Raw genomic sequence first — 13,080 nt, 5'->3', positions numbered from 1 at the left:
TCACACGCCAGGTCCCACTCCCTGAGAACGCTCAGAGTGGCCGGAAGGAATTCGTACGATCCACCGAACGTGCCCGTACGCTGACTCACCGTACGTGCCGACGAGCTCGGATGAGGCCCCTGCTGATCGGCGCCGACGGACGATCGCGCCGACGCTTTTCGCCGGGCAGAGCCCTCTGCTCGCGCCGGCGGCATCGATAGGGTCGGCCTGTGACATACATAGTGACCCTCACCTCGGTCCAGATGGCCAAGAACGAAGACGACTGGCTCATCACTCAGCGGTTTACGAAAGGGCTGCCCACGGGGCTTGACACCTCTGAATCCGGCACCCGGTTAGCCTTACTGGTATGCGACAACAGGTCGCATCCCTCGAACAGCGGCCGCAGGGAGTTCTCCGAGCACGGCCGCTTCGTCACCTGGATCGGATCGGTACAGCGCTTCAACACTGTGGGACCGGTCGACAGCAGCATCACCATCGAGCCCATGCGTAGGTGCCCGAAACCGGTGCCCTTGGACGGCTCCGACGGAATCCTCGCCTCCCTCTCCTCCACGCACCGAGCACACGTAGAGCGGGCGCTGACCGGGAGCGCGGGGCACATCGGCAGAAGAACCTGGCAGGCGCTCCACGAAGCGATCCTCCGGTACAGCCCCGAGTTGGCCCCGTACATCGAGTGGCTGTTCGCCAATCTGAACCCGGTCGTCTTCGACGAAGAAGACCCGGCGGACAAGGCATGGCAGGAGCAGAGGGACGCCGCCCAGTTGCTGACCCGGGTGACCGACTTCCCCCACTCCGCCCTCTCGGCCTGGAGACGCCCCGCCTCACGAGATGCGCCGTACCTCGCGGGTCTTGTCCCGGAGCCGGTGGAGAACAGTTTGATCGACCACGATGTACGTGTCGGCCTGGGCGGCGATGGTCCCCGTTTCGACGACTGGTTGGGACTCGGCGACGCGCGGTGTGACATCCACGTGCTGGAGGACACCGACGGGCGCCGCCTCGAAGTCGTCAACGTCAATGCCACTCCGGTCGAGAGCCGACTGGGCACGGACATGATCTATTACCATCACCCAACCCACAGCTTCGTCCTCGTCCAGTACAAACGACTGGGCTCTCGGGACAAGGAATACCGGGTGAACAAACAACTCCTGGACCAGATGGACCGCTTGGAGAGTGTCTCGAAGCTCAGCTCGGACTCCGTGCACCCACACGAGTGGCGCCTCTCCCGGGACGCGTGCTTCCTGAAGTTCGCACACTGGCGGGACAGGGCGACTACCAACTCCGAGTTGGCGCCCGGCATGTACATCCCTCTCTCCTACGCCCGCATTCTGTTGAACGACGACTGCACACGCGGGAGCAGGGGTGGGCGCCTCTTCAGCTACAAGAGGGTGGAGCGCTACCTCGTCGGCTCGGATTTCGCGGAGTTGGTCAAGCTCGGCCTGGTCGGGACCGTGGGAACCAGCGTCGAGCAGTTGCGGGACTTCAGTCTGGAGCGCGCCCGCGAGGGATACAGCGTCGTACTGGGTGTCGAGACGAGTGAGGAGACGCCCCGTGAACGGGCCACACGCGTCCGTCAGCGCAGCGCGAAGAAGAGGCCGAAGGTGGTCTCCTACTCCCCGTCAGCGCCACAGCGGCAGGCGTCCGACGCACCGGACTTCTGAACGGGGGGCGGAGGCAGGGCTTCCGCCCGCGCCTCCATGTCGTTCGAGCATCCTCGACGGACGGGTCCTGGCCAGTTTCCGCAGGTGTTCTTGAAGCGGTTCCTGTCGCCCGCAGATGATGTCCGCGGTTCCTCCCACCAGCGGGTGCGGGGGCGTGGTGCAGTTCCGGTGTACGACGGGACGCAGGCTGGCGGACGGGGTGGGAGCGTGACGGTGCAGCGCGGAGGGCGAGCTGGTTGGCCGGAAGCCGGTGCCGTATGAGGCAGCGCCTGCAAGTCGTGCTGCAGATCCTGCTGGCCTTGGTCGCCTGTCTGCTGGGGATCGTCACCAACTACGCCACCAGTAAGGACGAGGCGCCCTGGGCGCTTGAGATGATCCAGCGGTGGTCCGTGCCGGCCATCGGGCTGCTGGTCGTCGCCATGGTGGTCGGTCAGGTCGTCGTGTACCGGCTGGAGAACCCGGCGCCCGCGCCGTCGGAGTGGCCGCGTGACCGGATTCCGTACCCAGGGCTGGACGCGTTCGGCGAAGACGAGGCGGCCGTCTACTTCGGCCGGGAGGCTCAGGCCGCCGAGTTGACGCGCAGGCTGCACGCCTCCGCGAGCCGTCCCGCCGACCGGTTCCTGCTGCTGACGGGTGCGTCCGGCAGCGGAAAGTCGTCGTTGGTCCGGGCCGGGGTCCTGCCCCGGCTTCGCCGGCGCCGGTGGACGATCGTGCCGACGTTCTCACCGGGGCCGAACCCCCTGCACGCGTTGGCCGCATCGCTGGCCGTGGCCGGGGGCGGAAGGGAGACAGCCGACGCGGTACTGCGGCGGCTGCGACAGGGTCCGGACAGTCTTGCGTCCGACGTGTCGAGGCTGCGGTCCGGGCAGTTCCAGCGGGTCCTGCTCGTCATCGACCAGTTCGAGGAGCTTGTCACCCTCGCGGGTGAGCGGGAACAGGCCCAGTTCCTGGAAGCGCTGCACACGTGTCTGCGGCAGGAGCCCTCCGTCCGGGTTCTGGCCACGTGCCGGGTGGATCTGCTGGGGCGGCTGCTCGGCACCGGCCACGCCCCGTTACTGCAGCATCCGGTCGCGATCGGCACGTTGAGCCGCGCGCAGCTCGTGCAAGTGGTGGAGCGGCCGGGCACGCTGGTGGGCATCTCCTTCGAACCCGGTCTCGTCGAGACCATCGTGGACGACACCGGCACGGACGACGCGCTGCCCCTGCTCGCCTACCTCCTCCAGGAGCTGTACTTCGCCTGCGGTCCGGGCGGCACGATCACCGAGGAGGCGTACCGGCAGCTCGGCGGCGTGGCGGGGGCACTGGCCCGGCAGGCGGACAACACCGTGGCCGCTCTCGGTACTGCTGGCGGCGTCGACTTCGCGCTGCGGGTGCTGCTGAAGTTCGTCACCGTCGAGGAACGGGACCTCGCCCGTCGTCCGGTGCCGTTGTCCGAGCTCACCGACCGGGAGCGGTACGTGGTGGACGCGTTCATCGAAGCGCGTCTCATCCGGTCCTACGCCGCCGAGCAGACCGCGGGGCACGCGGACGGTCACCGGGAGGCACGCGCGGAGGTGACGCACGAGGCACTGTTCCGGCAGTGGGCGCCGCTGCGCCAGGAGGCGGAAGCGCGGGCTGAACGGCTGCGGGAGCGGGCCGAGTTGGAGCGGTGGGCCGCCGACTGGGAGCGGTCCGGGCACAGCGTGGACTACCTCCTCACCGGCGAGCGCCTCACCGTCGCCCAGCGGTGGCTGGCCACGCTGGAGGAGGCCGGGCAGGCATCGGCTCTCGCCCGTGCGCTCGTCGACGCCTCGCAGCGTCGCGACTCGGCGTTCCTCTCCCGTGTCTCCGACAGCATCGGCCGACAGGTGCTCGCGAGCGCGGAGACCGAGCCGGAGCGGGCACTGCTGCTCTCTCTGGCCGCGCTCGGCGAGTGCGCTCCGACACTGGCCGCCCGGCGGGGACTGATGACGGCGCTGTCCGCGAGTCATTTGCGGACCAGGCTGGACGGTCACACGGACACGGTCCGGGACGTCGCCTGGTCCGCCGACGGACGACTGCTGGCGACCGCGTCCAGGGACGGGTCAGCCCGCGTGTACGACGCGGAGTCGGGACGTTCGCTGCGGGTACTGCCGTGTGACGGCGCCATGGTCGAGTCGGTGTCCTTCTCCACCGACGCGACACGGCTGGCCACTGCCGGGCGCGACCAGGTCGTACGCGTCTGGGACGCCGTGTCCGGTGAACCGGTCCGGCAGCTCGCCGGCGCCGGGGACATCGGTCGGCAGGTGGCGTGGTCGCCGGACGGGACGCGGATCGCCGCCACCTTCAAGGACCAGGTGGCCAGGGTGTGGGAGGCCGAAAGCGGTCGGCTCGTGCACGAACTGCGCGGCCACACCGGCGACGTCTGGGGCGTGGCCTGGGCGCCGGACGGTTCGCATCTGGCTACCGCCTCGCACGACCGGACGGTGATCGTCTGGGACGCGGCGACGGGAGCGGCCACGGTAACCCTGACCGGCCACACCGAGTTCGTCGAGGGCGTCACGTGGTCGCCGGACGGCGAGTCGCTGGCCACCGGGTCCGGTGACCACACCGCCCGGATCTGGGACGCGCGCACGGGCGCGCTGCGGCTGTTGCTGCGTGGTCACACGGACTACGTGTGGAACCCGGCCTTCTCGCCCGACGGTCGGCTGCTTGCCTCCCCGTCGTCCGACCGGACGGTGCGTGTCGTCAGCACCGAGGACGCGAAGGAGGTCGCGGTGCTGCGCGGCCACACCGACACGGTCTGGGCCGTCGTGTGGTCGCCGTCGGGGACCAGGCTTGCCACCGCGTCGACGGACGGTTCCGGCCGGGTGTGGGACCTCAAGCCCCGGGGAGCCGAGTCCACCCTGGCCGAGGGGCATGACGGGCCGGTGAACCAGGCGGCGTGGTCCGGCGACAGCACGCGTCTCGCCACCGCCTCGGACGACGGGACGGTGCGGATCTGGAGCGCGGAGTCCGGCGCGTCCGCCGGGCCCGTGACGGCGCCGGGCGAGCGGGTGTGGAGTGTGGCATGGGCACCGCAAGGAGACCGCCTCGCCCTCAGCACCGCGGACGGTCTGGTGCGAGTGGTGGACGGCTCCGGCGGCACGGTGTTCGACCTGCGCGGGGAGCCCGTCGAAGGCTGCTCGTGGTCCCCCGACGCCCGGCGGATCGCAACCGGCGGACACGACGGCACCGTACGCCTCGTGTCCGCCGTCGACGGCACCGAACTGCGGAAGCTGACCGGGCACCAGGATTGGGTGGGACGCGTGGCGTGGTCGCCGAGCGGGCGGAGGCTGGCCAGTTGCTCCGACGACCGCACCTGCCGCCTGTGGGACACCACCGACGGCACGCAACTGACCGTGCTGCGCGGGCACGGCAACTACGTGGAGGACGCGTCCTGGTCCCCGGACGAGGAGCGGGTGGCCACGGCGTCCGGTGACTGGACGGCAGCCGTGTGGGATGCGGTGACCGGTCGACGCATCGACGTGCTGAAGGGGCATGAGGGGCGGGTCCGGGCCGTCGCCTGGTCGCCGGACGGCCGCCGTGTGGCGACCGGTTCGGACGACCGGACGGTGCGGCTCTGGTCCGCCACCACGTTCGAGGAACTCGCCGTCGTCGGCGTCCACCGGGACAAGGTGATGTCCGTGGCGTGGTCCGGGGACGGCACGCGACTGCTCACCGCGTCCGCCGACGGCACCGCGCGGGTGTGGCCGGCGGATCCCGACTACGACCGGCTGGAGGCACGGGCACGCGCACGGGTGTTCCGCACGCTGGACGCGGAGGAACGGCGGCAGCACCTGCTGCCGCCGGATCCGGCGGACGGTCAGTAGCGCTGCTCGACCGTACGGTCGTCGGTGTGCAGGAGGTAGTCGTCCGGGTCGAGTCCCATCGCCTCGCGCTCGGGCGAGGCCCAGTACAGCGCGTTGCGTTCGGCGAAGGTCTCGGGGCCCTCGTAGGAGAGCAGCCAGACGAACTGGTTGCGCTCCCGGTCCACCCAGGCCCCGCCGATCTCGAAGCCCAACTTCAACCGCAACGGCACGATGTCACCACGCCACCGCTCGACCCACTCGTCGAGCAGCCCCTCGCGGACGGTGTACGTACGCAACTGCGTGGTCCTGGACATATCAGCCACGCCCGAGGAGCATCACGAACTTCGTCCAGCCGTCCCGTCCCACGGTGAAGGGGCGGCGCGTCACGTCCTTGGAGTCCCGTACGTGGATGGCGTGTTCGGTGACGGCGACCTCCACGCAGTTGTCACCGGCTGTGCCGCTGTAACTCGACTTGAACCAGGCCAGTTGACTGCTGCTCATAGCTCTCCTCTGATCCGCTCCAGCAGGCCCACGGAGTCATGGGGGGTGAGGGCCTGTGCGCGGAGTGTCGCATACCTCCTGTGGAGAACGGCAGCCTGTTTCGGTTCAGCGATCAATCGGCCGCTTTCCTGTCCTTCGGCATACGCCAGACATCTGCCTTCCGGCGTCTCCAGCAGTGCGAGCGGCCCGTCCAGGCCACCGTGGGACACAGTGCGGGTCGGCATGACCTGCACGGACACGTTGCGGAGCCGCGCGAGGTCCAGGATGTGATTCAACTGGTCGCGCAGCACCTCGTCGCCGCCGAGGGGGCGCTGCACGATGCACTCCTCCATCACGAAGCTGAACGAGGTGTTCGGGCGCTCCCTGATCAGGTGCTGCCGCTCCATCCGCGCGGCCACCTGCGCCTCCATCTGCTCGTCGGACAACGGCGGAATGCGAGTCTCGAAAGCCGCGCGAGCGTAACCCTCCGACTGCAAGAGGCCCGGCACCAACCGGCACTCGTACGTGCCCAAGCTCACCGCCACCCGCTCCAGCTTCGCCCACCGCCGGAACCACGCCGCAAGGCCCAGGTCCCCCCGGGTCAGAAATCTCGCCGAACGCCGCAGCGCCCCCGTATTACCGGTCGCCCCCTCCGCCCGCTCCACGAACGACTCGTCCGGCATCCTCCTCCCCAACTCCACGGACTCCACCGTGTGCCTGGAGAACCGCACCAGCTCACCGAACTCCGCACGGCTCAGTCCCGCGTGCTCGCGCAGCGCCTGCACGACCGCCCCGAACGTCCGCAGACTGTCCGACGGATCCGGCTCCCGCTCACACTCCCCACCCGACACCACCGGCTCCGCCGGTCCCCCCGGCTGCGCCGGGTCCACGGCCCACACGTGGTTAGTCGTCATACGAGGCCACCTCCAGATGCGTGCGCACGCGCCAAGCCCTCCGCTATCGAGGGCGCGAAGGTCCTCACGGTGACCCACAAGAACTCGTACAATCCAGCGAACATGTCCGTACGTTGACGCACCGTACGGATGAGTTCACGCAGCAGTCCGGCAGCAGCACTTCCGGATATGCCCGTTGCCGAGGTCAATGCGATGGCTGTTCGGTGGCGATCCGCCCCCGTCGGCGTTGACGCCGACCGGGAGCCCGGCGGTTGGTGCTCCTCGTTCGGATTGTCATCCCACTTTCCGTCAGGTCAGGGCCCTGCCTCGTCCGCCGCGTCGGCGCCGATCTCCCAGATCTTGCGAGAAGGACGCACGCCTTCCTCGGCCACCACCTCGCCTGCGCCGCACCCCCGGCCCCGGCGCGGCCGTCCCGTCCCGCCCGCCACCGCTCGGCGATGTGCCGGCCACGTCCCGTTTGGGAGAACTGGTCGAGACCGGAGCTGGCGGCGCGCTGAGTAGTGCAGAGAGCAACCGCGGAAAGGCTGACCGCCAACGACCGGACGCTCACACCGGCCACTCATGAAGTGAATCTCAGCCATTCATACGCCTTACGACTGGCCTGCGGCGGGTCCGACCAGAAGACTATCGACCAACCGCACCGTTGCGATCCGAGGTACTCCATGCCGAAGAAATTGTTCAGACACAGATGGCCTGTGACCTTAGTCGCTCTGTCCACGTTAGCAGTGTCGATGATAGGAGGGAGTCCTACGGCACAGGCGAACCCTCTCGACGGGCTCGTCGACATTGGCAAAGTGACGCAAACTGAAATAGCGTCCAAGCTGGCCTCTCCACAGCCGAAAAGCAACCTCAGCGACCAAGCGGCACCCTCCCGAAAGAGCTGCGAAACGTTCACGAACGGGGACAAACTCTGCAACCAAGTTGCAGCCAACTTGTCAGCGGCCACTAAATCAGCCATGTCGACTCTGGACGACACGGATGAGGCGCACGACGACGACTCGGACCCGGGGACTGACGGAGAAACTCCCGCGAGCTGCTCGGTTACGCTCAACTCGTACAACTATTCTCGATTCAGCTACTGCTACAACTTAACCGTCACTACGACATTCACTGACGCCAAAGATGGAGTGTTCGTTAGCCACAGCCTTATCAACGGCAGAGGGACTCTTCACAGAGACAGCGGATTCTGGCAAGAGGAGGATCTGATAATGCTTGTTGACGGCGAAGGGCCGTTGGCGACATCGAACGTCTTGTTCAACGCGGGGTGCAGCGGGGGATCCTGCGTGGCACTCTCGAATTGGCCCACGACAGGGGCCCCTATGGTTCCGGGAGAAAGTCTGACTGCGGATATCACCTTCAGCGCCGCCCCAGCAGCCGGCGAGAGCAACAACCTCTCACCTTCATACACCTACAGCGCAAGGCCGGCCACTAAGCCAGCTACTGGCACTCCGGCCACTTGGAGTGCCACGAGACCTGTTAGATGCGACAAAACCATGGTCAAGAATACGTCAATTGGATGCGTGATTGCATCCCACGTTCCCGTTCTCAGCATATCTGCTATGGACAACAGATACGGGGCCGCGGCAGTCACGTATCTGTACGGGGAGATCTACTTGGCGGGAAAGTTCGGAACCCCGGAATCCAAGCTGACACGTATCGACGATGCAGCCAAAAAGAAAAAGAACAGGAGACAGACCTGCGAGGATCTGGCTTCGGTGAAGTTTGAGCCCAGGGACGACATTGTACCGACCGACTCCTGCGATGAATACCCATTCGCGGGCACCACGCAGGGCGGAACCGACGGGGCACTGTGTGCCGAAATAGTCCCACTGTGGCACACCGACGACAAGTCGTGGCACATACATACTTTCGCCAACCATCCCAACACCGGCAAAGAACCGTGTGTCCGTTCACACGTTCCACTGCTACAGAACACCACTGCCGGCTCCAAGTACGCCGGGTTCATCAATAGCTGGCATGTAATTGGCGGCGAGGATTTCGTAGTTCACCCAACACTCACCTGATCTTCTGGCGTCGCGATCAGAGCTGACTTCAGCGAGAGCGGGCGCATGCTTCGAAAGGCGCCCGCCTGGGGGTAATAGTGTCATATCCATCAAGCGACGAGGATGCGCTGTTCGGGCTCGAACTCCCCGGATTCCAGTTGTCCTACATCCGCGGTGTTCCTGCAGACATTCTGATGCGTTGCATGGGAGCGGAACAGCCGGCCTCAAGCGGATCCACACTGGACCTGTGGGAATCGCAGAAGCTAGTTCCCTCCGACCCGGACGGTGCAGTGGTGCGAGTTACTGAGCTGGGCGAATGGTCCCTCTGTTTTGAAGCGTGGGGGGCGGCACCGATATGCCAGAATCTGTTGAGTGGCATCTCTCAACAGTCCGAGGCAGTGCTCTACCATAATGGCGGCACGGGAATGGATACGGTTTGGCGATGGGAGAGCGGGAACCTCGTTGAGGTTTTCGAAGTTCTCAATCCGTCGTCACTGCGCGCTTACACTCGGAGGACACTTTGGGATTCTGCTCAACGCCATGCAGTCAGGGTGGATGATCGGGATTCCGCCACTCTTCAGGCGATACACGAATACATCGGGCACACTCCCTCGATCGAATTACTGGTGGGACCGATGCGCACTGCGTGGGTACCTTATTCTGCGCTCCCTGAAAGGGTGGACGAAGTCTTCCCTCCGCGAGTCCCTCCCCAAAAGCACACAGATCCGCGTGAGCTCAATAATTGAGACCGACTGAAGACGCGGGTACGCGGACGGGTGTTCCGCACGCGGGACCTCGCCTGCATCAGTAACGCTGCTCGACCGTGCGGTCGTCGGTGTGCACGAGGTAGTCGTCCGGCGTGAGGCCCATCGCCTCGCGCTCGGGCGACGCCCAGTACAGCGCGTTGCGTTCGGCGAAGGTCTCGGGGCCCTCGTAGGAGAGCAGCCAGACAAACTGATTGCGCTCCCGGTCCACCCAAGCGCCGCCGATCTCGAAGCCCAACTTCAGCCGCAGCGGCACGATGTCACCACGCCATCGCTCGACCCACTCGTCGAGCAGCCCTTCACTGACGGTGTACGTACGCAGCTGCGTGGTCCTGGCCATATCGGCTACGCGGGTCCCTTCTCGACAAGTCCTCGAGCCGGCGGTACCGCCCCCAACGGCACGCCGTTCACCCGTTCCGAATGATGTTGCGAACGTAGATGCACCCGTGTCGGGGAGCCGCGAGGAACTGGATGAATCCGCGCCCCCGAAGAGGGGGAAGTTCCTGAGGCCGCCGGGTGCGTCATCCGGCCTGATGCCTGCCACTTCGGCGTCGATACCCCGCGCGGCGATTTCGGTGGCGATCCGCTCCACTTCGGCGATGACGCCGACGGGGAGCCCGGCGGTCAGGTACTCCTCGTTCGGGTTGTCATCCCACTTCCAGTCGGTCACACCCCGGCCTCGACCGCCGCGTCCGCGTGGATCTTCCGGATCTCCGCGATGGCATCCGTCGGATCCTCGACACCGGCACTCACGATCTCCTCCAGATGTCGCAGGTGCGCGCCGCGTGAGGGGTACCGCTGAATCGCGACGAACACACCCCACATGTGGACGAAGGTGCGCAGTGGCGCGAGGGACTGTTCCTGCTGAGCACTGGTGGTCGCCTCGACGAGATCACGCACGAATGTCGGCATGCGGCTCGGCGTCAGCCGCTCGACCGCAGCACGCAGCGCCTCAGGGATGAGTGCGGGCATGGGCATGAGTGGCTCACCGGCCTGCGGCTCTGCATGCGGTGCGGTCACGGTCGTCCTCCCGATTCACTGGTGAACGCGGTCCGCGTTGTCGACGTCACCCTCACCGCGCCAAGTCCCCCACTATCGAGGGCGCGAGGGTTCCCACAGTGGCCCACTCAGATTCGCACAGTCCACAAAACGTGTCCGTACGCTGACGCACCGTACGGACGGTACGGGCGACTTACCGAACGCGTTGACATCGCTAACACAAAAAACCCATACTCTCCCTGTGCACATCGCCGCCCCCGAGGGGCCGCGCCGCACCGTTCCCGTGAACAACACCACGCGCCGAACTCACGTGCGCCAGAGCTCAGTTGCTCCACGCAGACGAGGAGTCACCCCCCGCATGTCCGACAGCACGCCCGAGAGACCCGAAGCCGCACCCGCTTATCCGCTGCCCGCCACTCCCCCGGGGCCGGTTCCGCCGGCTCCCGGCGGCGGGGCCGGCCGACGGCGCAACCGCACCCGTCTCGTCGCCGCCACCGCGGCCGCCGTACTCGCCGTGGGCGGCGGTGTCGCGTACTGGGCGCTGTCGGGCGACGGGGACCCCATGGGCCATGTCGAGGTGTCCGGCGGCAAGTTGGTCACCGACGACAGCGATGTGGACGACGACAGCGACGACGACGCGTACTGCGACGACACGGACATCTACACGTTCAACGACTGCGACACGGACGACGACTCCGAGCCGGAGTCGACGTACGAGTTCGTCTACAAGATCACGAACGAGGGCGACGAACCCGCCAACTACTCCGTCCTCGTCAACGCCTTCGACAAGGACGGCGACTACGTCGGCCAGACCTACCTCGGCGCGGAACACCTGGCGCCGGGCAAGACGGACGCGGACAAGAGCGAGTTCACCTCCTACGGCACGTTCGAGGACAAGCACGGGGTCTCCGACATCGCGTCGGTGAGGGTCGCCTACGTGAAACGCACAGCACTGGCCAACTGACGAGCGTAACGACAAGGCGGCCGGGCCGGTTGGACGTCGTACCCGCGCCGAGAGCGGCCCGAACCCGCCCCACGAACTCCGCACCCCCGAAGAAGACGAGAGAGCGCCCGTGAACCCGTACAACGCCCCTCCGCCCCCGCGCTGGACCCCGCACCGCCCCCGGCCCTGGTGGCGGACCACCCCCGCCATGCTCGGCCTCCTGGCGCTCATGGCGGTGCTCAGCGCGGTGAGCGTTGGGCTGGGTTTCCTGGTGATGATCGCCGCGGTGGTGGCGGTGTGGGTGCTGCCGCCGTGGCGCTGGTACGCCAGGCTGGGCGCCACGTTCGGCGCGTTCCTCCTGACGGTGATCGCCGCGGGCATCGGCGGACAGCTCGACGACAGCGCACCGAGCACGACCGAGGCGGGCGCGAAGAACGCCGCGGCGAGCGCGTCCCCGAAGGCGTCGAAGGCCGCGCCTCTCGCCGACTACACGGGCAAGGCCCTGGACGAGGCGGAGAAGGGCGCCCGCGCGGCCGGCTACACCGTCGGGCGCCACGACGCATCGCCGGAAGGCCGACCCGTCGCGGGGCGGTCGGCGTGGACGGTGTGTTTCCAGAAGGCGGACGCCGCCGAGAAAGCCGTCGTCTTCGCTGCCGTGGAGGACGAGGAGCCCTGCCCGGCGAAGGACGGCGGCGCCCTCCCCTGGCCCACGATGCCGGACGTCGTCGGCGACACGTACAACACGGCGCTCAAGGCCCTGAACCACGCCGGCATCGACACGGCCGACGTCACTCTCGACGACGTCTACCTCGACGTCGACGCCCCCACGGCGAAGCAGGCCGCCGCGAAGGGCGACGAGTGGCGGGTCTGCTTCCAGCGCCCCGCCGAGGACAGCGACGTCACCTCCACGACCAAGGTCCGCCTGGACCTGGGCCGCTGGACCGACGCGGACACGGTCCAGAAGTGCCCGTCGAAGAAGAACACGACATACAAGATCCCCGCGAACGACCCCGACCACCACGACAAGACCCCCGACGCCCGCGCCACCACGGGCGGCAACTCGACCAACGGCGGGGCCGGGACCGGCGGTTCGAGCGGTGGCGGCAGCACGTCGTCCTCGGGCGGCAGCTCCTCGACGTCGTCCGGCGGCAGCAGCTCCACAAACGGCGGCAGCAGCTCGTCATCCGGTGGGAACAGTTCCTCGTCCGGGGGCAGCAGCTCCTCGTCCGGCGGCAGCGCCGGCACCGTCCACCCCGGCTCCTTCTGCTCCCCGCCCGGCGCCACCGGCGTCACCGCGGCAGGCACCCCCATGGTCTGCGGCCCCGGCTCGGACGGCCGCAACCGCTGGCACTCCTCTTGACTGATTGATCGGTCTCGTCACGTGCCACGGGCTGGAGCCTTCTCCAGTGCCACGAGGGCACGTCACGGCAGCTGCCGGCGTTGGCGTCCAGGACAAGTCCCTCGGTGACGATCAAGTGTTCCAGGGCACCGAGGACTGTCAGGCGGCTGCCGG

The 13,080-nt window shown here is 67.3% G+C and carries 11 protein-coding genes; 6 read left to right on the top strand and 5 right to left on the bottom strand.

From position 1 onward, the window contains the following. Window positions 1-209 precede the first annotated feature (209 nt). Both OIE12_RS27565 and OIE12_RS27560 read left to right on the top strand, forming a co-directional pair. Window positions 210-1,655 (top strand): hypothetical protein, encoded by a 1,446-nt coding sequence (locus OIE12_RS27565; protein ID WP_329139841.1) that lies wholly within the window; start codon window positions 210-212, stop codon window positions 1,653-1,655. Between the two features lie 257 nt (window positions 1,656-1,912). Continuing rightward, on the top strand, window positions 1,913-5,485 hold the full coding sequence (locus OIE12_RS27560) for a WD40 repeat domain-containing protein (protein WP_329139839.1): 3,573 nt from the start codon (window positions 1,913-1,915) through the stop codon (window positions 5,483-5,485). On the opposite strand, the gene OIE12_RS27555 is transcribed toward OIE12_RS27560, so the two are convergent. From OIE12_RS27555 to OIE12_RS27545, 3 genes are read right to left on the bottom strand one after another with little or no spacing between them, the layout of a single operon-like run. Further along, a complete protein-coding gene (locus tag OIE12_RS27555) occupies window positions 5,479-5,778 on the bottom strand; it encodes an NIPSNAP family protein (protein ID WP_329142267.1) in 300 nt (99 codons plus the stop codon). The two genes, OIE12_RS27560 and OIE12_RS27555, sit on opposite strands and share 7 nt — an antisense overlap. Window position 5,779: 1 nt before the next feature. Further along, window positions 5,780-5,965, bottom strand: coding sequence for a DUF397 domain-containing protein (locus tag OIE12_RS27550; protein ID WP_329139837.1), 186 nt, complete (start codon window positions 5,963-5,965; stop codon window positions 5,780-5,782). Further along, window positions 5,962-6,858: a helix-turn-helix domain-containing protein gene (locus tag OIE12_RS27545; RefSeq protein ID WP_329139835.1), complete on the bottom strand. Its 897-nt coding sequence runs from the start codon at window positions 6,856-6,858 to the stop codon at window positions 5,962-5,964. Before OIE12_RS27545 ends, OIE12_RS27550 begins: the two co-directional genes overlap by 4 nt. A 956-nt stretch (window positions 6,859-7,814) precedes the next feature. On the opposite strand from OIE12_RS27545, the gene OIE12_RS27540 reads away from it, so the two are divergent. Together OIE12_RS27540 and OIE12_RS33535 are read left to right on the top strand one after the other, a co-directional pair. Continuing rightward, window positions 7,815-8,882 (top strand): NucA/NucB deoxyribonuclease domain-containing protein, encoded by a 1,068-nt coding sequence (locus OIE12_RS27540; RefSeq protein ID WP_329139833.1) that lies wholly within the window; start codon window positions 7,815-7,817, stop codon window positions 8,880-8,882. A 77-nt stretch (window positions 8,883-8,959) separates the two neighbouring features. Further along, the gene (locus OIE12_RS33535; RefSeq protein ID WP_443053930.1) at window positions 8,960-9,607 is read left to right on the top strand and encodes a DUF6461 domain-containing protein; all 648 of its coding nucleotides are present in this window, start codon (window positions 8,960-8,962) and stop codon (window positions 9,605-9,607) included. Between the two features lie 58 nt (window positions 9,608-9,665). Here OIE12_RS33535 and OIE12_RS27535 read toward each other — a convergent pair whose 3' ends face one another. Both OIE12_RS27535 and OIE12_RS27530 read right to left on the bottom strand, forming a co-directional pair. Then, a complete protein-coding gene (locus OIE12_RS27535; protein ID WP_329139831.1) occupies window positions 9,666-10,295 on the bottom strand; it encodes an NIPSNAP family protein in 630 nt (209 codons plus the stop codon). Further along, window positions 10,292-10,645: a DUF6247 family protein gene (locus OIE12_RS27530; protein ID WP_329139829.1), complete on the bottom strand. Its 354-nt coding sequence runs from the start codon at window positions 10,643-10,645 to the stop codon at window positions 10,292-10,294. The genes OIE12_RS27535 and OIE12_RS27530 overlap by 4 nt, the downstream gene beginning before the upstream one ends. Before the next feature lie 337 nt (window positions 10,646-10,982). On the opposite strand from OIE12_RS27530, the gene OIE12_RS27525 reads away from it, so the two are divergent. Beyond that, window positions 10,983-11,588 (top strand): hypothetical protein, encoded by a 606-nt coding sequence (locus OIE12_RS27525; RefSeq protein ID WP_329139827.1) that lies wholly within the window; start codon window positions 10,983-10,985, stop codon window positions 11,586-11,588. Window positions 11,589-11,697: 109 nt separating this feature from the next. Further along, window positions 11,698-12,927 (top strand): PASTA domain-containing protein, encoded by a 1,230-nt coding sequence (locus tag OIE12_RS27520; RefSeq protein ID WP_329139826.1) that lies wholly within the window; start codon window positions 11,698-11,700, stop codon window positions 12,925-12,927. Window positions 12,928-13,080 lie beyond the last annotated feature (153 nt).

The organism is Streptomyces sp. NBC_00670 (assembly GCF_036226765.1).
GTDB lineage: Bacteria > Actinomycetota > Actinomycetes > Streptomycetales > Streptomycetaceae > Streptomyces.
Note: the sequence above shows the minus strand (reverse complement) of the source record. Positions and strands in the feature narration are given on the sequence as shown.